Source organism: Enterococcus saigonensis, from assembly GCF_011397115.1.
Taxonomy (GTDB): Bacteria; Bacillota; Bacilli; order Lactobacillales; family Enterococcaceae; genus Enterococcus_C; species Enterococcus_C saigonensis.
The window spans coordinates 2525302-2546631 of sequence record NZ_AP022822.1; the positions used below are offsets into that span (position 1 = coordinate 2525302).

The window sequence follows — 21330 nt, forward strand, 5'->3', positions numbered from 1 at the left end:
TTTTATGGTAACTCAGATAAAATCCAAGTTAGCTCTGTTTTATAAGGTTTACCGATAACTTTTTCTGTTCGTCCTGGTACTGCCAGTTGAATAGCAGAATTTAAGAATAGTGGTTTATCAAATGTCTCGTGCATAATTACTTGATCGTCACGATCAAGTCTAGGTTCTAAAGTATTTTTTACACCCTGCAAATTATTTTGTGATGCGCCAAATGAGATAAACCAAGTGCCATCACCTGTGCCTTTTTTAGCATTGGCGATTTCTTGTGTTTCCCCAATTTTCATTTCAATAATGTCTTTTTTTACAACAGGCGCTTTGGTTTTATCTGAACCATTCGTCCAAGAATAATCAAAAGACAACATCGCACCGTCTAATTCTTTATTCTCTGCTGTAGCAAATTGTTTTTCTTGTCTGACACTAACATTCCACCCTGCCTTTGTCCCTCTGCGATCGGTTACTTGAATAAAGTGTGCTCGTGGCATTGTGTCATCTGCAAACATCATGGCATTTGCTGCATATTTTTGATCATTTGTATCACTTTTTTGTGTTGAAAAATTTAAACTCGGAACATAATCCAACCGTAATAAATCTGAACTAGGAGGAATTAAATCTTCTGGTTCAATTGGATTTACTGGATTTTCAGGATCGGCTACTTGTTGCTGATCATTAAATTCAATTTTTCCTGTTCCAGCAGTATCGCTTTGTGCCAATACCACCTGTGGCATCATCAAGAAAAGGAAAGAAGATAGTAAAAAGAATTTTTTCATCTCTTCTCCTCCTTTTTGCGTTTCTTCCAAAAAAGTAACAAGAAGAATAGTAAGATGAGGCCAATACCTGTGTACATCAAACTTTTCTTTATCATTTCCCCTGTAGCTGGGTAACTTTTGCCATGTGGTTTTGACGTGCCACTCGGTTTTGCAACTGATGTAATACTTTGTGATTGTTGCGTGGAATCAACACTTCCATGTTCACCTTCTTCAAATACAATGACACCTTCTGTCGTTACACTTTGCGATTTTTGCCCCTGTTCTTCAGCATCTACTGTGGAAAAAGAGACGAACAATGCAAGAAAAATCATTGCGATTGTTACAATTGAACTTAATCTAAAAAACTTTCGCTTCATTTTTTCTCACATCCCCTCTATTTCGCATCTCCTAGTGTCCAAAGAATTTCGGCTTGATATTCACCAAGTTTTTTGACTTTTGACGCAGGTGCTTCAAATTTCAGCCCTGGACCATTTTCATCCCAGGTATCACTAATGTTGTACTCTGATTGATTTTCTGCATGCTGTGCTGAATAAACTGCTTCTGCTTCATCGTGAAGTACCACTGCTGAATTTTCATCAGTAGTTTTTTGATAACTTAAGACATCCGTCAAAACAAAGTTTGGGTCATCAACATCTCCTGCTTGCAATGTGAAGTCCTTTGTCAAGGTTGCCGTTAATGTCCAGTTAGCTTTTATGCCACGATTATCCCAAATCACTAATGGTTCTTGGTATTGTGGTTTATCCACGCGAATGTCAGAAAACCAAACTTGATGTGTTTCAAAATCCAATGTTTCAGGATAAGAAGAGATAAATAAAGTACCGTCAAATTCATATTTCACAATTTTACCGGTGGAAGTCACTTCTACTTGATCCTCATCTTCAGGTCTAGTTAAAAGCAAGTAATGTAAATCTTCTGCATCTTGCAATCCTTTTAACACAGCTTGGTCTGCCGTTAAATCAACTTTATCGCCTGGAATCTTGTCGCTAATTACGACTGGTGTCACAATATCTTGATCTTTACTATCGACAAATCGAATCGTTAAACTATTATCAAAAATTGTAATTTCTACCGTAATAGTCGCTTTGTTGCCGGCTTCGTCTACTAGTTCAATCAGCAAATCTTTTGTACCTGGAGTTTGTACCATTTCATCAAAATCTTGATTTTCAGCAAATTTTACACTTATCTTTTCTACTTCACTCACATTATCGGCCAAGTTTTCTAAAAATATTTTGGGATCTGCATTTTGAATGGCATTAACATTCCCAATATTAATCTCTGTCGGTTTAGAATCTGCTGTTGGCGCTGTTTTATCATTAAAAGTCACTTGAATAGTTTTAGAAACTTTATCCGTTCCATTGTCGACAGTTAATGTAATCGTCATCGGTTGTTCTTCATGAGCACTATCGACGATGACTTCTTCCACATCAATACTGACTTTATCTGTATCGGTCACAGAAGTAACTACACCTTCAACCAGCTCCACAGCTTCTACTTGCCCATTTGTTAAAATGAATTCTTTTAATTGATCTTTTGTAACTGCATTTTCCCATTCATTTCGATCTAAGCGAAAATCTTCTCCGGTAATCGCAACATTACCGCTTACTTCGCCTTCTACTACAGTAATTGGGATTTCGATTGGTTCACTATCATTTTTGGCTTTATCCGTTAAAATCACATGAATAACTTTACTACCGACTGAACTTACTAAGGTTTCAATTTCATTTGCATTTTCTACCAAGCGAATTTGAAGTTCCTCAGCTTCGGTTACATTATCCTGATACGTACTTAAAAGCTTAAATAAATCGACATCTGATCCAATGAGGTAGTCTGCTTTATTTAGTGGTACCAAGGTATGTTTTCCTGTACCAGTCGGAGGTTCTACATCTTTTACTGTCACCACTATTTCCTTTGTGATACTTTCTTGTAACCCATTTTCGACATCTGCCGGTACAATTAACTTAACGGTATATTCTCCAGATGCTGTTGATAATCCACCTAGATCTGCTACTTCAATCTTCTCTGTCACATCAACTTCAGCACCATCTTTTAAATAAAATGCGCTTGCGCTACTTTCAGACAAAATAAAATCTTTAATTTCTGATTCTGTTTTATCTTTTATGTCTGTTGCGTCAATTTCAATATCTTTAGCATCAATGCCGGTTCCTTCGCCGTAAACAATCAATTTGGCTTCAACTGTAGCTGTATTGCCAGCTTCATCTGTTACGTTAATTTCAATCACATGGCCTTCTTTAGTCGGCTGATGAACTAACTCAGAAATATCTGTCTTGTAAGAAATAGCAAACGTTTGATTCTCCATCGGGTTTGTATCCTGAATATTTTCTAAAAAGACATCAGCACTTGGTGGCATTACTCCTTTTTCAACAATGTAAGACCGTCCATCTGCAGTTGGGGCAGTTGTATCTTTTACGGTCGTAATAACGTAGTTTTCCTTACCATTTAACCAACCAACAGCCATTATTTTTTGACCGGCAACTAATTTAGCTTGTTCTTCGGCAGGAACTGTAAACTGATAGTCACCTGTAAAAGAATCAGCAATCGTATGAAAAACTCGACTATCACCCTCTAAAGGAGAAGCAACAGATGGTGTTCCTACTGGTCGATCTAATGGTGGCGGATCATCTTCTGTATAATCATCCCGTTCAACATAGTAAAAAGTAATAGCAGTTCCATTGCCGTACTCTGGATCGGGATTAACAACCCCACTAAATTCCTTGTGCGTATCTTCACTTGGATTATCTGTAATATCGTTTATGCCAATATTGACATCCTCAATAAATTCAAACAAAACCCGTGAAAAACCGGTATGGGTAGCTGACGGAACAGCGCTGCCAGAGCGTCCACTCGTATAATAATTCGCCAAGAAGTCATCAGTGATATTGCTCGTTACACTTTGTCCGACTAAACCTGTTTGATTTCGACCATTATACGTAACATCTACTCCATAAATTGGAGCCCAAGATTTATATAATGTGGTAGGATCTGATTTCAGCCATGTAGATACTTTTTGGACATCGGCAATAAAATGACCTGGATTTGACATATTAATTAAATGAGCGTTCGTATTAGCTCGAGCATCTAAATCAATAGAGAAGGCATCAGCGAAGCGGAAAGCTCCCCCGGATCCAATATTAATCAGATTTCGCGTGCCTGTTCCATCTGCTAACTTAATATTGAAAACTGATTTTCGCCCAATTTCAAAAGTACTATCGCTACCAGCAGTGATGACATCCCGGCTATCGTTCCCTTGGTTTGCCAAATTAACGTGTAACTCACCTTCATCCCGAACTTTCAGGATTGAATCATTACCGATTGATATCGCATTTCTAGTTCCACCCATTTGGCCGTTGATATTGATATTTACTTTTGCCTTATTGGAAATATCAATGCTTGTTCCGCCCGCAAGTTCTATCCCACCTTTAGTTGTATCCTTTGCTGTATTCAAAGTTAATTCCGCTTCGTCTTCTACAATGACATCGCCTTTATTAAGCGCTAAAACATAGTAGCCAACACCATAGTTTTCTCCGGTACTTCCAAGAGTAGTAATATTTACTTTAGCTTTACTTTTCAATAGCGCATAAGCGTCTTCTCCTGAAGTGGAGCCTGTGTTTCCATAGTAACTTGCTAAGATAAAACCATTACCATTTTCAACTTCCACCTCGGTTTCACTATTTTCTTCAAAGACGGCGCGAAAAGCTTCTAAACCCGATTGGTTTCCTTGAGTACTAATAATTCTCCCAGGGGTAAAGGGGTCTTCGTAACTATTGACAGATTTAATAGTATTTTTACCAATAAAACGCATGGTCGCTTGGTATGAAGCGGTTAACTGGCCACCTTCATAATAGACATTTTCAATTGCTAATTCTGATTCAAGTGAAGTTGCAGTTCCTATTTGAAAAGGTCCGTAATAATTCGTTCCGTACATCGCTAAATCTTTGACATAAACTTTTCTGACATCACTACTATTGGAGCGCCAACTGTATGACGTCCCATGGAAATGAATCGTATTTCCTAGTCCGTCTACAACAAAATCTACACGATTAACTGGAAGAGTAGGGCGTTCAGAACTAGACCCTGTTCCAGTCTGAGGATTTGAAAAACTTGCGGTTACTTTAATATAATCCGCATCATTTTTTTCTGCTTCATCTCCTGAAAAACCATTGGTGACTGCCTTATTAAAGTCTGACCAGTTATCTACTTCAATAATTTTCGTCGCAGCTGCTTCTGTACCCCAAACCGCGGTTTCATCTGCTGCGGCTTTTATCAATCGTGCTTTTGATATTTTTTCATCTGATTCATCTGATTCATCAGCTTCTTCAGCTGTTTCAGATGACGAGACTTGTGTTGAGTGATCACGGTTGTCTGAGTCGTCAATTTCTTCTAAAATAGCTGAACTAGCAGTAGTTTTTATATTTGTACCATCTGTCGTTTGGACGGTCTGATCTTCACCCGCAAAAATCGGTTGTAAATAGCCAATAACATTTCCAACTAGCAACAAACCCGCAATTGCCATTAAAACAATCAACCCTTTTTTCTCTTTCTTCATTCAATTCTCAACTCCTTTCTATGTCGATTTCTGCTCATTGGAGAAAAGCAATGAACGATACTTTCAATCACTAAATCGTGATGAAACCTTGGTTAAGCGGATCATGCAACCAAGGTGTTAACCGCAGTTGTTGTCCTTCATAAATTAAATAGCTGTTTAAATTATTCCATCTTCGTAGCGACTGAATCGATAAACCAAATCGCTTTGAGATTTTAGCTAACGTATCGCCACGTTGAACACTATAAAAACCAGCAGGACGTTCTCTGTAGGCCTTGACGGAATAATTTTTGAAAAAGGGTGTGTTCAATCTCAAAAACAGATGACTTCCTGCTGGCTTACTAAAATGTTCAAAGCTTGTTTCAAAATATTTTTCAGGATAATGCAATGTTTCTTCTTCTTTTAAGCGAACTGTTTTACCAATATTTAACACTTGGCCTACAGTTAAAAGATAACTATTTAAGTTATTGCTAGAGACAAGCTGGTGTATAGGTATGTGATACAATTGAGAAATTAACGTTAAAGATTCCCCTGATTTCACTTTGTGTTGGATTGTCTCATTGTTTTCATTTTGATTAATTGAACCTTTTAACTGAGATATTTCTTTTGAAGATTTATCAATATATCTATTCATTTCTCGCACGTTATTTTCAGATTTTTCTGTATTTTCAACCGATGAATACCTTGCTATATTTTCAGGTTTCCCATTCGGTGTATCATAACGGGTCAAACCATAAGCTTTGATTAAGCCATTTAATTTAGCTGCGTAACTTGTATCGGTTGCATAACGCCCCATTAAAAATCGAGTTGCGTCTTGATACGAGTGAGTATTGCTTTTCCACACACCGCTGTAAAATCCATGATTATATGGAAGCCCTCCACGAATCAACTGCACATAATCTTCCAAAGATTGTTTGTAGGAAGGATACTTTCTGAAATTCGCCCGAATAGTAAAATGATTACCACTTCCGTCATCTTCTTGTGTCGCAAAATTAACACTTGTCCCGTGGTAACTTCCCTTAATACCAAATAAATTGTAATTAGGAGGACTTGCAAGCTAACTATTCCCTGATGCACTTTCCAAAATAGCCTGTGCAATCATAACGGACGCATATAATCCATGCTTTTGCCCCAATTGTCTGGCATCTTCACCAATTGTCCGGACAAAACGTTGCGTTGTAAAATTAGGTGAAAAAGTATAGCTGTTTTCTCCAATTGATACGTTGTTTGTTATTTTACTCGAATCTTTCAGCGTAGGTTTTGCGATTGGCGAAATTTTTCTATTCGTACTGGAATAAGAATCAGACGCTTTCTTTTTGTTACCTAATTTGGTATTTTTATTTACTTTCTTTGCTATCGGATTATCCTTGTTTTTCTTACTAGCCATATTTTTTTCAACTTCTTTTATGGTAGTTGTTGCTTTATCTTTACTTTTCTCTGTTTTTAAGTTGGAATTGTCTTTGGTTTCATCATCTACTTCTGATTGGCTCGGTAAAACTTCCGTAGCTTCAGAGTTTGTAGTTTCTGACAACAGTTGTTCTTCAGAGCTATCAGTAGCTGTTGGTGTCTTTTCCTCTTCTTTGGCTAGGTCAGATTTTTCATCAGAATCTGAAGAATTTTCTTTGTTTTGTTTGATAGCTTCAGATTCTGTAGTCTCAACTAATTCATCATTACTAGAGAGGGGAACTTCTAACTGACTATTTTCTTTTTTTGTATTTTGATTATTCTGATCTTTATCAAAATTTTTGGCTTTTGCTTGCTCTGGAAACATCGCTGGAAAAGATGAAACAGCAATAATGGTGCCCGTTAGTAGCGTAATTATTTTTTTCATAATATTCCCCTCTCATATTTTTATTTTGAAGCCCGTTGTGATTGTTGTAGTAATTGATCCAATAATGAAATGGAATCATTGCGCATTTTTTCAATATAATTTTGATAACGAATACAACCTTGTCTTAATTCAGCAAGCTCTTCTTCCGATTTCAACTTGATGTCATGTGCATCAAATTCTGCTTTACGAACAATTTCTTTAGCCTTTGACTTGGCTTCAATTAAGACATCTGCTAATTCATTTTTTGTCAGTTCTAAATCATCTTTTGCTTGTTGACACTTTAAAGTCGCCAACTGATCTTTTACTTGTTGATATTTTGTTTGAAGTTCAGCAAATTCGGCAGAACTATTGTTTTCAGTTTCGTTAGATTCCATTTTTACAGTCTGCATTTCCAACCGCTGAGTTAATTCCATTGCCCGATTGCTCGCAAATTCTAAGTTAGTGGTTAATTGCTTATTTTCAGCTTTTAATGTCTCTATTTTTTTGTTCAATCGCTCTATTTCTTCTACGCGTCCTTCATAATCTGCTGGAATTGCCTCAACAGAAGCCAATTCTTTTTCCATCTTTTCTACTGTTAATTGTAAATCTTGGTTTTTTGCTATTGCTTCTTTTTTTTCTTGTTCATAGACTTGGTTTTTAGCTTTCAAAGCTTCTATTTCTTTAGCTAATTTTGCATTCTTTTCTTCTAATTCTTTGACAGCCTCATCATCACCTTCATCGTGGAACCCTAATTCTTCCAACTCTGCCAGTAGATCATCTTTCTTTTTTTTACCAAACATATTCTTTTCCCCTTTCCAATTTTTAATTCCGTCTAATTTAAATGAAGTCAACGACCTAAGTTGATTTCATTTTTTCTACCTAAATAGTTTTAGGCCACATTTTTAGTATATAAAAATTTTTGAAATACTTTTCTCAAATTTATTTTGATTATTTAATAAAAATAAAAATAAAAAGTTGTTTTTTTATCACAGTTTTATTTTTTTTTGAAAAAAACTGAGAATTAGATTTTCTTTTATGGCTTTACTCCTTTATTTATCCGTATTTTAAAAATCCATTTGCTTTTGAAAGCATTTTTTCTCTATCAAAACTTTCTATAATTCAAAAAAATTTGATTGGGACAAAAATCATTTTCTGCGTAAGTTTTCTTTTATTATCAAAGTTCCTCAAACAAATTATTTATTTTGACTAGCAGCGTAATTATGATGTTTTTGCGGCACAATTAATCGCTTTTTAAATAAAATAGTAGTAAAATATATTTAGCTTACAAAAAGTAAGGTAAAAAGGAGGATAATTTCCATGAAAAAAATTGGTTTTTTAAGTTTTGGTCATTGGATGGATCGTGGTTCATTAGTTAAAACCGCAAGCGATGCTTATTTACAATCGATTGAATTGGCTGTTGAAGCAGAAAAGCTTGGGATCGATGGCGCTTATTATCGCGTTCATCATTTTGCCCCACAAATTGGTTCCCCATTTCCACTTCTATCTGCAATTGGTGCTAAAACAAGCAAAATTGAAGTGGGTACAGGTTTAATTGATATGCGTTATGAAAACCCATATATGATGGCAGAAAATGCTGGTTTAACAGATATCATCACACAAGGTCGCGTGCAACTAGGTGTGGGCCGTGGTTCACCAGAACAGGTTTTAGATGGTTGGAAATATTTTGGCTATGATTATTCTGAAGAAGAAATTAAAGACGTTACCCGAGAACGAACGTTAGAATTTCTTGATTTATTGGAAGGAAATCATTTTGCTGAACCAAATCCGCAACCTATGTTCCCACAAGCTCCTGGAAAACTGCGGATTGAGCCTTATTCAGAAGGTTTGCGTCAACGTATTTGGTGGGGCGCAGGTTCAAAAGAAACTGCTATTTGGGCAGCAAAACACGGTATGAATTTACAATCTTCTACTTTAGTAAATTATGAAAGTAATGAACCTTTCCATGTGCAACAAGCCAATCAATTACGTGCTTTTAAACAAGCTTGGAAAGAAGCCGGTCATGATTTTGAACCTCGGACACTTGTTACTCGTTCCATTCAACCAATCACAACTGATTTGGACCGTCAGTTATTCGGACAAGATGGCCAACCACAACAAGATTCAGTTGGTTACTTAGCTTATCATCGCAATCCGACAATTTTTGGGCGTACTTTTGCTGGCGAACCAGACAAATTGGTAAAAGAATTAGCTGAAGATGAAGCAATTAAAGAAGCAGACACTGTCTTAATTACAATTCCAAATACTTTGGGCGTGGAATACAACATGCACATTTTAGAAACAATCATTAAAGACGTGGCTCCTGATTTGGGTTGGCGTTAAAAAATTTTTATGTACAAAAAACGACAAAACTACTTGCAAACTTGAAGGTAAACTTCAAGCTACAGCCGTTGTTTTGTCGTTTTTTTGCTATTTTTTAATAATCATTTGAATCGCCTGTTCAATTTTTTGTTGTTGAACTGTTGTATCCGGAGTTGGATTTTCCAAACAATTTTTTAAATTTTCGGCTACAATAATGCCCATTACGCGATCAATACTGGAACGTACGGCACTCAATTGAGTAATTACATCCACACACTCTTTTTCTTCTTCAATCATCTTTTGGATACCACGAACTTGTCCTTCTGTACGTTTTAAGCGATTTATTATATTTTTATCGCAATTGGCCATCTGCTATCTTCCCTTTCCATTCTGCCATACCACCTAAAATATTCGTGACCTGATAACCTTGATTCGCTAAGAGATCACATGCAAGCGCCGAGCGTCGACCAGATTGGCAGATAATATAATAATGTACATTTTTATCCAACTCATTAAAACGATTTTCTAGTTGACTTAAGGGAATATTTTGTGCAGTAGGAATATGTCTTTCAGTATATTCAGCGACTTCTCGAACATCTATAAGTGTTTCTTTTTGCCACAATTCAGCAAAATCATCATTTTTGATCGTATTATTCATAATCAATCTCCTTGGGATTTACCATTTTATATAAAGCAAAAGCACCATCCAAATTTACTACATCAAACCCATTTTGTTTTAAAATTCGCTCTGCAAGATAACTACGTAAACCACTGTGGCAAGTTACAATATAAGATTTTGTTTTATCTAATTGATTCAAATTGTCTCGCAAAGTATCCAAGGGAAGATGAAGGGCTTGTGAGAATCTACCATTATTGGTTAACTCTGATTTACTGCGGACATCTAGTAATAGTTTGCCCTTTTGCATTTCATCAGCCAAGTTATACCATTGAATATTTTGACTAAGTCCTTCTGCAATATTTATTGCACTATAGCCTAGCATGTTGACAGGATCTTTAGCAGAGCCAAAGGGTGGTGCGTAAGTGAATTCTAATTCTGGTAAATCAAAAATGGTTTGTCCACCTTTAATTACGGTAGCAAGTATATCAATCCGTTTATCGACACCTTTTTGACCTACTCCTTGCGCACCATAGATTACTCCCGTTTTGGGATTGAAAATTAATTTTAAGGTTAATTCGGTGGCCCCAGGGTAATATGCTGCGTGATCTTTGCCACTAACGTGAACAATCGCATAATCTAATCCGGCTTGTTGCACAGCTCTTTCACTCAAGCCCGTTACGGCAGCACTTAAATTAAAGACGCGTACGATCGCCGTCCCAATACTGCCTTGATTCTTGCGTGGCAAGCCAAAAATTACATCTGCAACTTGTCGTCCTTGTCGATTAGCTGGTGAGGCTAGAGAAATTAGAGCCTCTTCATTTGTAATTCGTTGTTTTGTCACAACTGCATCCCCGACTGCAAAAATCCCTGGTAAATTCGTTTGATAATTTTCGTCTACTACAATGCCACCTTTTAAACCTAATTGAATTCCCGCGTCTTTAGCAAGTTGAGTTTCAGGCTGCACACCAACAGATAATATAGTAATATCTGATTTAAGACTACTACCATCGTCTAAAATAATTTCCTGACCTGCCTGTTGAAATGCTGCCGCCGATTGTCCGGTGATAACATTGATTCCATTTTTCACCAATTCATTTTGAACAAAACATGCCATTTCTTCATCTAGCGGTGGCAGGACGTGAGGTGCTTTTTCAATAATTGTGACAGTCAATCCCGCTTTTTGTAAATTTTCTGCCATTTCCAAACCGATAAACCCAGCCCCGATAACCGTTGCATATTTAACTTCCGACGTTAGCGCCTGCATAATTTTATCTAAATCCGGCACATTGCGGAGAGTAAAAACATTTTTTGCCTCTGCTAATCCCAAAATCGGGGGAATAAATGCTTTTGCTCCCGGTGATAACACTAAAAAATCATACTTTTCACGATAAACTTCATTTTGATTTTGAATCGTTACTTCTTTTTTTGCTGAATCAATGGCTGTCGCTTCATGAAATGGGCGAACATCTAAATTAAATCGTGCCTGCAAGCTTGCTGGTGTTTGAACAAGTAAATCCTCTTTTGCTGAGATTTCCCCTGAAACGTAATAAGGTAAGCCGCAATTGGCAAAAGACACAAACGGCCCTTTCTCCAAAACAACGATTTCTGCTGTTTCATCTAACCGGCGCAATCTTGTTGCCGCAGACATTCCTCCTGCAACCCCACCGATAATAATTACTTTCATGATTTTCCTCCTTTGACTTTACCAGACCATTGATTCATTCCACCTTTAACATTTATGACATTGTAACCTTTTCGTTTCAATTGTTGTGCTGCTTGCTTACTTCGCATCCCAGATTGACAAATCACGTAGATAGCTTTGTCGCCCTTTTCTTTGTATGCGGCAATTTTGTTTAACGGGACATTTTTCGCTTTTATAATATGCCCCTGACGGTATTCAGCCGGAGTTCGAACATCTAATAATAGAATATTATCATTTAACTTTGTCGCAAGTTCCCTGATTGTTATACTTTTTACCATTGAAAAAAATGAAAACATACTTCCCTCCCAATATACCCTGATAGGTATATTGAACACTAGAAAAAACGCTTTGTCAAACTAAATAGGTTATTGAAGCAAATAAAAAGGCATCAAAATTGGATAGTTTCCATAAACAAATACCTATAAGAGGTATTTTTAAAAATTATTTTACTCTTTGTATACGGTCAACCTTAAACTAAACTTTGAAAAATTTCCCCTTAAAAGGAGCGCCAGTTTACATTTACGCAGCACAGTAACCCAGAACTTATTGGAATACCAGATTTCCTCGTAAAAATTACTTCTTACTATAAAAAACTACGACATTACGCCGTAGTTTTTTAACTTTTTTAATTTTTGATTGCTAATCCGATTGCCAAATATGCAGCATACACACACCAGATAAAATACGGTGTAAATAAAAATGTCGCTAATCGTTGAATCGAATAAAAACGAATGAGACAAGCAAAAACTGTCCCTAATAATAGTAAAACAATAACAACTCCTCCAAAGAAATTCTCTCCACCAAAGAAAACAATACTCCAAATAAAATTCAAAATTAGTTGTAACGCAAACAAAAATAGCGCTTGATTTTTGACCTTTTTACTTACCTTCGCATCTAAAATGAAAAATAGCGCAGTCCCGATTAATCCATACAAAATAGTCCAAATAATTCCAATAATATTGCCTGGGGGTGAAAAAGGCGGTGTATTCAATTTCGCATATGTTGCTGCACTATCACCAGCGAATAATCCCGATAAAACGCCAACCGCTTCAACGCCCACTACACACAACAACCATTGCCCAATTTTTCTCATAGTTTTCTCCTCCCCTATTCGTAAAAGATAGGCAATTATCTTTTAAAATAGTCTCTTTTATTTATCTTACACTTTTCAAATAGGGTTATAAATGTTTTTGGTCAAATTTAAAATTAATAGTTCATAATTTTGCTATTTACAAGACGAATTATTCGATTATTTTATCTAAATGCGGTATTCTACCTAAAAAATGAAGGATAGTGCTCTTATGACAAATATACATGCAAAACAAACATGCCAAGCAAAAATAGTAGGTTTAGAAGGGATTCACGAGGTTATTCTAGTAAAACAATATCAAAATATAGCTATTGTAGAGTGCTTAGATACAAATGAATTAGCCGTTGCCCGCCTAAGTGACTTTATCACTCCTCACGAAAATAAAGTACCGAAACACAGCGAGTAATAGTAGGTGCAAAAAATTCTTTTGAAATTTTTCCGTCAAAGAAATTAAAAGATTGTCTAAGTCTTCAAACGCTTTAATTGTATTCAAACGTGTTACTGTTAAGAAGAGGTGATCAGCATGCATTATGCCATTTTTTATAATCCTACGGCTGGACATGGTGACAATGAAGAGACAGCAAAAAAAATTGCTATAAAATTAGAAGAAGCAGGACATACGTGCCAGCCTTTGACTGCCCCCAATCCTGAACAGGCGATTAAAAAGATTTGCAACTCATTGACAGATTACGATGCCTTGATCTCAATTGGCGGTGATGGAACGCTCAATTTAGTAGCCACTGCCTTTTTACAAGCAAAAAAGACAATTCCTCTTGGTGTTATTCGTGGCGGTACAGTTAATAATTTCGCTACGCGTTGGGAAATTCCTACAGATCTTAATCAGGCAATCTCTTTAATTTTAAAACAAAAAATCAAATACGTTGGCATTGGTTCTTGTCAAGACAGACAAAAAGCGATTGTCAGTTCATTAACCTTCGGAACTTTAGCTGATATTTCCAACCAAGTTCGCCAAAGTGAAAAGCGAAAATTCGGCTTGCTCATTTATCCTTTAAAAGGATTAAAGCAAATCAGTCAAAAAGCTTCTTATCACGTTCATATTCATGCTGGAAATTTTGACAAAAAAATGAAAGTCTGGATTTTCTTACTCACAACTACACATTTAGTTGGCGGCATTGATTATGTCCCATCCAGCCCTCACGCGTTTCATGTTAGTATTTTGCATAATATGCGCTTGCGTAAATTATTTCAGTTACTATTTTTTGTCTTGACGGGAAATTTACGTCAAAGAAAAAATAATACTTTGACGTATTTAAAGCCAAAAAAAATTACATTACACCCGTTGGAACAAAAAACAATTTATAGTCGTATCGATGGGGATAAAGGCCCCGCCTTACCTTTAACAATTGAATTTTTAGACGGATTTTTACCAATTTATACAGCAATTGAACAAGATTAATTCTAAAAAAGATTGTAAAATCTCACAAAAATCCCCATTAAAAAGCGGTCTACTTTTCTAATTAAAAAAGTAGACCGCTTTTTTAGCTAATAAAGCAAATATTTATTTTACTCAATGTACATGTAAATATTTTTAATTTGCGAGTAGGCATCTAAGATTGTTTTATATGTTTCACGGCCAATACCGGATTTTTTATAGCCCCCAAAAGGCGTCCCCGCAGGTAATTCCCCATAGGTATTCACCCACATGGTACCTGTCCGAACAGCGCGTGCTACGCGGAATGCTTTGTTAATATTTTCAGTAAAGACGCCTCCAGCCAAACCATAATCTGAATCATTGGCAATTTTAATAGCCTCTTTTTCATCTTTAAATTTAATCACCACGATTACCGGACCAAAAATCTCTTCTTGCGCGACACGCATCTCGTTGGTAACATCTGCTAAGATTGTTGGTTTGACAAAAGCGCCTTGTGCTAGAGGACCGTCTGTATACCGCTCTCCACCAACAACAACCCGTGCCCCTTCTTCTTTTCCAATTTTAATATAATCTAAAATTGTCTCAACTTGGCCTTCATTAATTTGTGAGCCCATTTCAGTATCTTCTTGCCAAGGCAATCCCACTTTCACTTCTTTGAAACTTTCTGTTAGTTTGGCAATGAAATCATCGTAAATATCGGCTTGTACTAATAAGCGACTACCCGCAGAACAAACTTGGCCTTGATTCGTCAAAATTCCATTTTTAGCAAACGCCAAAGCTCGCTCTTGATTAGCATCACTAAAAATAATGTGCGCTGATTTTCCGCCTAATTCTAAGGTGGCAGGAATTAAATTTTTAGCAGCGCCCTCTGCTACTTTATAGCCTACTTCTGTGGAACCAGTGAAAGCAATTTTATCAAAGCCAGGATGGGTTAACATATAATTTCCCGATTCAGAACCTTTACCGGTAATAACATTTAATACTCCTTTTGGTAATAGCGGACCTATTAATTTTGTCGCTTCTAATAAACTAAGCGGCGTAGAGGATGAAGGATGAATGACAATCGTATTTCCTGCAGCCAAGGCTGGTGCAATTTTCCAAGCAGCCATTAACAGTGGAAAATTCCAAGGTACGATTTGACCAACAACGCCAATTGGCTCTTTTAAAACCATCGTCAATGTATGTTCATCTAACTCTTTAATTGCGCCTTCTTCTGAGCGCACAAGTGCCGCAAAGTAACGGAAATGATCAACCACTAAAGGAATATCTGCGCTTTTAGTTTCCCGCAAAGGCTTGCCGTTATCATACGTTTCAATCCATGCTAATTTTTCTGCGTTTTCTTCTAAAACATCTGCAATTTCTAGCAAAATCTTACTACGTTCTTCTGCGCTCGTTACACGCCAAGTCGCAAATGCTGTCTTTGCAGCTTTTACTGCATTATCGACATCTTCTTCTTCTGCACTAATGAAGGTTGCTAACGTGGCGCCATCACTGGGATTTTTTGACGTTAACGTCTTACCTTTAACCCCTTTGGTCCACTCTCCATTAATGTACATTAAATACTTTTCATCCATTATTTCTTCTACTTTTTTCACCAAATCTCCTCCTAATTTTTGTTTGTTTACTTTTTGATTGGTGTAAAAATCAGTCAACGTATTTACACCCGTTAATTTCAGTATAAAGAAGAATGTAAAGTGACTTCAAACAATATGTATCCGCTTTCTTTTTGTGATTGCTAAAATTTTCATTCAAAACACGTCCCACTGGATTTAAAACGTCGCTTTTTTATTTTTTAAGATTTTATTAAGAGAGTTTCAAGTTAAGAATACCAGTGTATAACTTCCCATATTTCTTTTGTGAATTTTTTCCTTATGTTACGATAACTATATAACCGTTTTCAAAAGGAGGGAGAAGCATGAAAATAAATCATTTTTCCGGTGGTTTCTTTTTTGACTCTAGCACGAACAAATTAAAAGAATTATTTAAAGTCCACCAAAAAGATATTGCCTACTTTGAACCACAAAAAGTTGTCATTCCTTTTGATCAGCATATTGGTGCACCAAATGAATTAATTGTTAAAGTTGGCGATTTTGTCACAAAAGGGGAAATTATTGCCAAAAGTTCTGCCGATATTAGTGGTCATGTCCATACATCTATCACCGGTCAAGTTATTGACATTTGTGATGTTCCTGCACTTGGTGGAGGAAAACAGACAGCAGCAGTCATTCAACATATTCCATCTAAAAATCATCTAGAAAGCTTAATTGACGAGAATCTTTCATCCGAAACAAAAGTCCGCGCTGCAGGAATTGTCGGCCTTGGCGGGGCCACATTCCCAACCCACGTCAAGTTGAATCCTGCCGACCATATTGATGTCCAAACAATTATTTTAAATGGCGCCGAATGTGAACCCTTTATTGCTTCGGATGATTTTTTGATGCAAAAAGAAAGTCGAAAAATTTTGCGCGGTGGTGAAATTGCCCGAGAAATTTTAGCAGCAAAGCAAATTTTAATTGGAATTGAAGAAGATAAGCCTAAAGCGATTGCAGCGATGAAAAATGCTGCTATTGAAATAGACAATTGTCATGTCGTCTGTTTACCGGTCAAATACCCTCAAGGTGGTGAAGGTCAACTTTTAGAAACTTTACTTCGTGCTGAATCTCCTCTTGAGGGCCGATCCGTGGAAACGGGGGCTTTTACAATTAATGTTGCCACTGCTTTTGCAATTGCGGAGAGTGTCGATGAAAGAAAATCTTTGACCCATCGTTACGTTACTATATGCGGAGATGTCAAAACGCCACAAGTGATTTGTTTTCCCCTCGGAACACAAGTTAAAGACTTAATCAACTACTGCGGAGGTTTCGTAGGAACTCCCTCACGTATTATTCATGGTGGTCCCATGATGGGAAAAAGTGTCACTGATTTGTCACTGCCCTTAACGAAAGCCAGCAATGGCATTATCGTTTTTAATGAAGCCCATGATGGCAAACTCCCTGAATCACCTTGTATTCGTTGCAATCGTTGCGTAGAAGTCTGTCCTGTTCGTTTAGAACCACAAAATATTGATTTGGCCTATCGTAGTGGCGATTTGTTTACTTGCGATCAATTATTGGCAACAGCTTGTATTAATTGCGGTTGTTGTACGTATGTTTGTCCAGCTAAACGTAATTTAGCTGCTACCATTACTAAAGCTAGTAGTGAAATTAAGGCACAAAAGGAGGCGCAAGAAGATGGCAAATAAAATTTCGTTGCAAACAGCAGACTCCCCTCATCTGTTCGGCGATTCCACCACCCGTGAAATTATGAAGTGGGTGTTAATTACTTTACTTCCAATTATCCTTATTGCGGGCTATTTTTTTGGCTGGTACGTTTATCTTTTATTTTTAATTGCCATTATTACGGCACAATTATGTGAAGTGATTTGGTTTAAACTTTTGAAAAAAGAATTTACTTGGGATTTGAGTGCTATTGTGACAGCTGTTTTAATGACCATGAACTTACCACCTTCTGCTCCTTGGTATTTTCCAGTTATCGGTGCTGTTTTTGCTATTATTGTTGTAAAAGAATTTTTTGGTGGTTTAGGTTATAACTTTTTAAATCCTGCTTTAGGGGGACGAGCTTTACTAGTCGGTTTATTTTTCCAAGACATGTTTAAAATCAGCTGGCCAAACCCACCTTTTGCTAATTATTCACCAGATGTTGTCACAAAAGCTACACCATTGGCACAAATGAAGACAGAAGTATTAAGTACGGCTGAACTATGGGAGAATTTTTTAGGCCTAACAGGTGGCCGAATTGGTGAAACCTGCAGTTTATTAATTATATTAGCCGGTTTTGTTTTATGGCGTAAAAATATTATTCAACTCCACATTCCTTTCATTATCTTAACTACGGTTACTATTGGCGCATGGTTCTTTGCTGGTGATGGTGGTTTTGCACCATGGCAAACGGTCATCGGTCACTTATTAGGGGGAGGATTGTTATTAGGAGCAGTTTTTATGGCAACAGACTACGCTTCTAGCCCCAGTACAAAAGTGGGCGAATGTTGCTATGCTTTTGGTATTGGCTGCTTAATTATTGTCTTTCGTTTTTGGGGTGCAACAAATGAAGGCGTCAGCTACGCAATTTTGACCATGAATTGCGCCACACCTTTAATTGATCGCATATTACGTCGCCGTGTCTTAGGCGAGCAAGCAACACTGCCACTTGGAATAAAATTAAGAAGATAGGAGGAAAGAAGATGTCTTTACTCATGCGATTAACCTGTTTTTTCATTATTTTAATAGTACAATTTAGCGTTAATCAGTTCCCTGCAAAAATCGGCAAAAAAATCGCCACGCCATTTCTACGGCAAATCCAACTTACTGCTCTAATCACCATTGCAGCACTGGGGGGAGGAGGTTTATTTTGGCTCTACTACAATTCTTGGGGGATAGATGGTACGAATGAAGTCGTGATGCTTCCTTTTTTGATCGGTTTGATGAGTTTGTTAACCAGTGGCTGCTTACTTGTGCTAACGAGAAAAAAAATTACATCTTCTTTGCAACCGTATCTTTTTGTTTTACCGCTTGCTGTAAACTTAACACTTATACCAGAACCACTAACAGGAAGTCTCTCACGCTTTTGGTATCTTTACCTGCTAAGTTTGCTTTTCTTTTTCGTTGTCAGCTTAGTTTCAGCTGGCATTATGGAACGGATAAAGATTGCGCCGATTCCACCTCTTTTACAAGGCTTGCCCATTCAATTTACGGTACTAATGTTGATTTTTTTAAGCCTTTCTTTTTTTAAAGGTGTTTTCTTCACAGCATTATTTTAATTTTTCCAATTAAACTAGCCCCCAAAAAATAATTTAGCCAGTTAACCGGCTGGAAAATTCGAAAAACTATTTTTATCCCAGTTTACTATTTGGATATGGCGGGACCTTGTTTTGTTAGCCTTTTTACTTGTAAATAATGCCGCCTACGATGCCGGATACAATCATTAGTAAAATGGGATTAATTTTTGATTTGCGCATAATAAAAAGCATTATTCCCATTAAAAGTAACGCTATCCAATCTAAATTAGCCCAGTTGAGACGTGCTAAATCACTATTGTTAAAAAGTGTTAAAAACAAAATGGTTAAACCAGCCGACATGATTAATCCAACCGAAGCAGCTTTTAAACCAGCTAATAATCCTTGAATTGGTTTTGACTCCCGCTTCTTTTGAAAAAATGCTGCTAGCGCTAAGGAGATGACCACACCACCTGAAATACAACCAATAGTGGCAACGATCGCCCCAGGAATACCAAAAAGCTGCATTCCTACAAAAGTCGAAGTATTCACGGCTAAAGGTCCTGGTGTCATTTGGGATATCGTAATAATATCGGAAAAAACTTTTTCAGATAGCCAATGCAGCTCATCGACAATTTGTTCTTGAATCAAGGGAATAATTGCATATCCTCCCCCAATACTTAAAAAGCCTATGGTTAAAAAGCGCCAAAATAATTGCATCATCTAAATTTCCCCCTTTTTCCAAACCGTCAATATACACAAAACTGCAGTTATTCCTAAGATCACTAAAACATTGACCTGAAAAAAGGCATTTGCAATAAAACTAAAAGGGATTAAAAACGTTAATAGCAGTTTTTTCTCCTGTACAATTAATTGCACCATATCAATGAGTAAATCGACAATCATAGCTGCCACACAGGCCTGCATTCCTCTCAAAACAGCCATTACAACTATATTTTGACTAAAAGCGACGTAAAAACTAGAAATTACAGCTAGAATGACAATCGGTGGAATAATGCCACAGATAGCACTTAAAATTGCGCCCGCAAAACCACCAGCTTTTTTCCCTGCTAACACACTTAAATTAATTGCAATTGCCCCAGGTGAGGATTGCGCAATTGCTGCCATTTCCATTAAGTCATCTTTTGAAAAATATTTTTTTTCATCAACATAAAATTTGCGAATCATCGGGACTACTACATAGCCCCCACCGAAAGTAAACGCACTGATATATAAATTAACCCGGCAAAGCCAAGCGTAAAACTTAAACTTCTCCATTTTTTCACCTCTTCTAATTTCATTTTTTGCGTCGTATTTCCTTATTACTTAAGTATACGATTTGTTTTAACATGTGTGAAATGCTATTATTTCTATTATAAGATGAATAGAATTCATGTATAAAAAGAGGTGAAAATTCTATGCACTATCGGCAATGTTTAATTTTTTATACTGTAGCAAAAGAAAAAAGTTTTACCCGGGCTGCGCAAAAACTTTTCATGACGCAATCTGCTATTTCTCATAGTATGAAAGATTTAGAAACTGAAGCGGGGACTGCTTTATTTGAACGTCTCCACCGCCAAATTGCCCTGACAGCTGCTGGTGTTGCACTACTTGCCACGGTTACACCACTTATTGAAGAATTTCAACGCGTAGAAAATCAGTTGCAAAATTTAGAACAGACTGCCCCTTTACGGCTTGCTTCTTGTATAACATATGGTGAAATCACACTTTCCAAAGTATTACATCAATTTAAAAAAAATCGTCCTCAACAAAAAATCAATGTCCATATTTCTCCAGCTGAAGACTGCTTTCAAAAATTGGCTGCCGGTAAAGTGGACTTAGCTATTTTAGAAGGACGTGTTCCTAGTGGGAATTATCAACAAAAAGTAATTGCCGACTACCCCTTGGTTTTTGTTGCTGCACCAGATTTTTTACCAAAAGCTTCCCCTACGCTGAGCTTATCCGAACTTTTAAATCAGCCTCTCCTCTTAAGAGAGCGAGGTTCAGCTGTACGCGAAACTTTTGAAGCTTTTTTAACCTTAAAAAGATTACATTGTTCTCCAACGTGGGAAAGCACTGATTCTGCAAGTCTAATTGCTGCTGCCAAAAATAAAATGGGAATTAGTTTATTGCCGTATTCTTTAGTCGTTACGCACTTGAAAAAAAAAGAATTGGTCGCAGTTTCCGTTACGAAGATAAAATTGCATAATGAAATTACTGCATTGCGTCCTGCTGGGGCTAACCGTTTACCTGCTCTAGAAGAATTATGGGAACTGTTGTAACAGCTAACACAAAATA

General features: G+C 36.9%; 19 protein-coding genes and 1 pseudogene. 7 read left to right on the forward strand and 13 right to left on the reverse strand.

Annotated features, from left to right (window positions below; translation table 11 throughout):
• Positions 1-2 precede the first annotated feature (2 nt).
• The 5 genes and pseudogenes from EsVE80_RS12175 to EsVE80_RS12195 form a co-directional block, all read right to left on the reverse strand.
• Positions 3-767 (reverse strand): WxL domain-containing protein, encoded by a 765-nt coding sequence (locus EsVE80_RS12175; protein ID WP_173103928.1) that lies wholly within the window; start codon positions 765-767, stop codon positions 3-5.
• Complete coding sequence (locus EsVE80_RS12180; RefSeq protein WP_173103929.1) at positions 764-1123, reverse strand: LPXTG cell wall anchor domain-containing protein; 360 nt, start codon at positions 1121-1123, stop codon at positions 764-766. The genes EsVE80_RS12175 and EsVE80_RS12180 overlap by 4 nt, the downstream gene beginning before the upstream one ends.
• 17 nt (positions 1124-1140) lie before the next feature.
• Positions 1141-5331, reverse strand: coding sequence for a pectate lyase-like adhesive domain-containing protein (locus EsVE80_RS12185; RefSeq protein ID WP_173103930.1), 4191 nt, complete (start codon positions 5329-5331; stop codon positions 1141-1143).
• Positions 5332-5401: 70 nt separating this feature from the next.
• Positions 5402-7159: pseudogene (locus EsVE80_RS14095) on the reverse strand (glucosaminidase domain-containing protein).
• A gap of 20 nt (positions 7160-7179) precedes the next feature.
• A complete protein-coding gene (locus tag EsVE80_RS12195) occupies positions 7180-7938 on the reverse strand; it encodes a coiled-coil domain-containing protein (RefSeq protein WP_173103931.1) in 759 nt (252 codons plus the stop codon).
• 517 nt (positions 7939-8455) lie between these two features.
• Between EsVE80_RS12195 and EsVE80_RS12200 the strand changes: the two genes are divergently transcribed.
• Entirely contained in the window at positions 8456-9478 is a 1023-nt protein-coding gene (locus EsVE80_RS12200) for an LLM class flavin-dependent oxidoreductase (RefSeq protein ID WP_173103932.1), read from the forward strand.
• 87 nt (positions 9479-9565) lie between these two features.
• Here the strand turns inward: EsVE80_RS12200 and EsVE80_RS12205 are convergent, their stop codons facing one another.
• The 5 genes from EsVE80_RS12205 to EsVE80_RS12225 all read right to left on the reverse strand — a co-directional run bounded on the left by EsVE80_RS12205 (position 9566) and on the right by EsVE80_RS12225 (position 12871).
• Positions 9566-9826 (reverse strand): metal-sensitive transcriptional regulator, encoded by a 261-nt coding sequence (locus tag EsVE80_RS12205; protein ID WP_173103933.1) that lies wholly within the window; start codon positions 9824-9826, stop codon positions 9566-9568.
• A complete protein-coding gene (locus tag EsVE80_RS12210) occupies positions 9810-10115 on the reverse strand; it encodes a rhodanese-like domain-containing protein (protein WP_173103934.1) in 306 nt (101 codons plus the stop codon). Before EsVE80_RS12210 ends, EsVE80_RS12205 begins: the two co-directional genes overlap by 17 nt.
• On the reverse strand, positions 10108-11760 hold the full coding sequence (locus EsVE80_RS12215; protein WP_173103935.1) for an FAD-dependent oxidoreductase: 1653 nt from the start codon (positions 11758-11760) through the stop codon (positions 10108-10110). Before EsVE80_RS12215 ends, EsVE80_RS12210 begins: the two co-directional genes overlap by 8 nt.
• A complete protein-coding gene (locus tag EsVE80_RS12220) occupies positions 11757-12074 on the reverse strand; it encodes a rhodanese-like domain-containing protein (protein ID WP_173103936.1) in 318 nt (105 codons plus the stop codon). The genes EsVE80_RS12215 and EsVE80_RS12220 overlap by 4 nt, the downstream gene beginning before the upstream one ends.
• 329 nt (positions 12075-12403) lie before the next feature.
• Positions 12404-12871, reverse strand: coding sequence for a TspO/MBR family protein (locus EsVE80_RS12225; protein WP_173103937.1), 468 nt, complete (start codon positions 12869-12871; stop codon positions 12404-12406).
• Between the two features lie 208 nt (positions 12872-13079).
• On the opposite strand from EsVE80_RS12225, the gene EsVE80_RS12230 reads away from it, so the two are divergent.
• The gene (locus EsVE80_RS12230) at positions 13080-13274 is read left to right on the forward strand and encodes a hypothetical protein (RefSeq protein WP_173103938.1); all 195 of its coding nucleotides are present in this window, start codon (positions 13080-13082) and stop codon (positions 13272-13274) included.
• 117 nt (positions 13275-13391) lie between these two features.
• Entirely contained in the window at positions 13392-14285 is an 894-nt protein-coding gene (locus EsVE80_RS12235) for a diacylglycerol/lipid kinase family protein (protein WP_173103939.1), read from the forward strand.
• Positions 14286-14392: 107 nt separating this feature from the next.
• Here the strand turns inward: EsVE80_RS12235 and EsVE80_RS12240 are convergent, their stop codons facing one another.
• Positions 14393-15835, reverse strand: a complete 1443-nt coding sequence (locus EsVE80_RS12240; RefSeq protein WP_173104209.1) for an aldehyde dehydrogenase family protein — start codon at positions 15833-15835, stop codon at positions 14393-14395.
• Between the two features lie 341 nt (positions 15836-16176).
• Between EsVE80_RS12240 and rsxC the strand changes: the two genes are divergently transcribed.
• From rsxC to EsVE80_RS12255, 3 genes are read left to right on the forward strand one after another with little or no spacing between them, the layout of a single operon-like run.
• Positions 16177-17502, forward strand: a complete 1326-nt coding sequence (rsxC, locus tag EsVE80_RS12245) for an electron transport complex subunit RsxC (protein ID WP_173103940.1) — start codon at positions 16177-16179, stop codon at positions 17500-17502.
• Positions 17492-18490 (forward strand): RnfABCDGE type electron transport complex subunit D, encoded by a 999-nt coding sequence (locus EsVE80_RS12250; protein ID WP_173103941.1) that lies wholly within the window; start codon positions 17492-17494, stop codon positions 18488-18490. The genes rsxC and EsVE80_RS12250 overlap by 11 nt, the downstream gene beginning before the upstream one ends.
• An 11-nt stretch (positions 18491-18501) precedes the next feature.
• On the forward strand, positions 18502-19077 hold the full coding sequence (locus EsVE80_RS12255) for a hypothetical protein (RefSeq protein ID WP_173103942.1): 576 nt from the start codon (positions 18502-18504) through the stop codon (positions 19075-19077).
• A 123-nt stretch (positions 19078-19200) separates the two neighbouring features.
• On the opposite strand, the gene EsVE80_RS12260 is transcribed toward EsVE80_RS12255, so the two are convergent.
• Complete coding sequence (locus tag EsVE80_RS12260; protein WP_173103943.1) at positions 19201-19755, reverse strand: chromate transporter; 555 nt, start codon at positions 19753-19755, stop codon at positions 19201-19203.
• On the reverse strand, positions 19756-20310 hold the full coding sequence (locus EsVE80_RS12265; protein ID WP_173103944.1) for a chromate transporter: 555 nt from the start codon (positions 20308-20310) through the stop codon (positions 19756-19758).
• 140 nt (positions 20311-20450) lie between these two features.
• Here EsVE80_RS12265 and EsVE80_RS12270 point away from each other — a divergent pair, with 140 nt between their 5' ends.
• Positions 20451-21314, forward strand: coding sequence for a LysR family transcriptional regulator (locus EsVE80_RS12270; protein ID WP_173103945.1), 864 nt, complete (start codon positions 20451-20453; stop codon positions 21312-21314).
• Positions 21315-21330 lie beyond the last annotated feature (16 nt).

Coding starts and splice junctions, on each gene's coding strand:
- EsVE80_RS12175 (WP_173103928.1), bottom strand. CDS start 767: ATGAAAAAATTCTTTTTACTATCTTCTTTCCTTTTCTTGATGATGCCA.
- EsVE80_RS12180 (WP_173103929.1), bottom strand. CDS start 1,123: ATGAAGCGAAAGTTTTTTAGATTAAGTTCAATTGTAACAATCGCAATG.
- EsVE80_RS12185 (WP_173103930.1), bottom strand. CDS start 5,331: ATGAAGAAAGAGAAAAAAGGGTTGATTGTTTTAATGGCAATTGCGGGT.
- EsVE80_RS12195 (WP_173103931.1), bottom strand. CDS start 7,938: ATGTTTGGTAAAAAAAAGAAAGATGATCTACTGGCAGAGTTGGAAGAA.
- EsVE80_RS12200 (WP_173103932.1), top strand. CDS start 8,456: ATGAAAAAAATTGGTTTTTTAAGTTTTGGTCATTGGATGGATCGTGGT.
- EsVE80_RS12205 (WP_173103933.1), bottom strand. CDS start 9,826: ATGGCCAATTGCGATAAAAATATAATAAATCGCTTAAAACGTACAGAA.
- EsVE80_RS12210 (WP_173103934.1), bottom strand. CDS start 10,115: ATGAATAATACGATCAAAAATGATGATTTTGCTGAATTGTGGCAAAAA.
- EsVE80_RS12215 (WP_173103935.1), bottom strand. CDS start 11,760: ATGAAAGTAATTATTATCGGTGGGGTTGCAGGAGGAATGTCTGCGGCA.
- EsVE80_RS12220 (WP_173103936.1), bottom strand. CDS start 12,074: ATGTTTTCATTTTTTTCAATGGTAAAAAGTATAACAATCAGGGAACTT.
- EsVE80_RS12225 (WP_173103937.1), bottom strand. CDS start 12,871: ATGAGAAAAATTGGGCAATGGTTGTTGTGTGTAGTGGGCGTTGAAGCG.
- EsVE80_RS12230 (WP_173103938.1), top strand. CDS start 13,080: ATGACAAATATACATGCAAAACAAACATGCCAAGCAAAAATAGTAGGT.
- EsVE80_RS12235 (WP_173103939.1), top strand. CDS start 13,392: ATGCATTATGCCATTTTTTATAATCCTACGGCTGGACATGGTGACAAT.
- EsVE80_RS12240 (WP_173104209.1), bottom strand. CDS start 15,835: ATGGATGAAAAGTATTTAATGTACATTAATGGAGAGTGGACCAAAGGG.
- rsxC (WP_173103940.1), top strand. CDS start 16,177: ATGAAAATAAATCATTTTTCCGGTGGTTTCTTTTTTGACTCTAGCACG.
- EsVE80_RS12250 (WP_173103941.1), top strand. CDS start 17,492: ATGGCAAATAAAATTTCGTTGCAAACAGCAGACTCCCCTCATCTGTTC.
- EsVE80_RS12255 (WP_173103942.1), top strand. CDS start 18,502: ATGTCTTTACTCATGCGATTAACCTGTTTTTTCATTATTTTAATAGTA.
- EsVE80_RS12260 (WP_173103943.1), bottom strand. CDS start 19,755: ATGATGCAATTATTTTGGCGCTTTTTAACCATAGGCTTTTTAAGTATT.
- EsVE80_RS12265 (WP_173103944.1), bottom strand. CDS start 20,310: ATGGAGAAGTTTAAGTTTTACGCTTGGCTTTGCCGGGTTAATTTATAT.
- EsVE80_RS12270 (WP_173103945.1), top strand. CDS start 20,451: ATGCACTATCGGCAATGTTTAATTTTTTATACTGTAGCAAAAGAAAAA.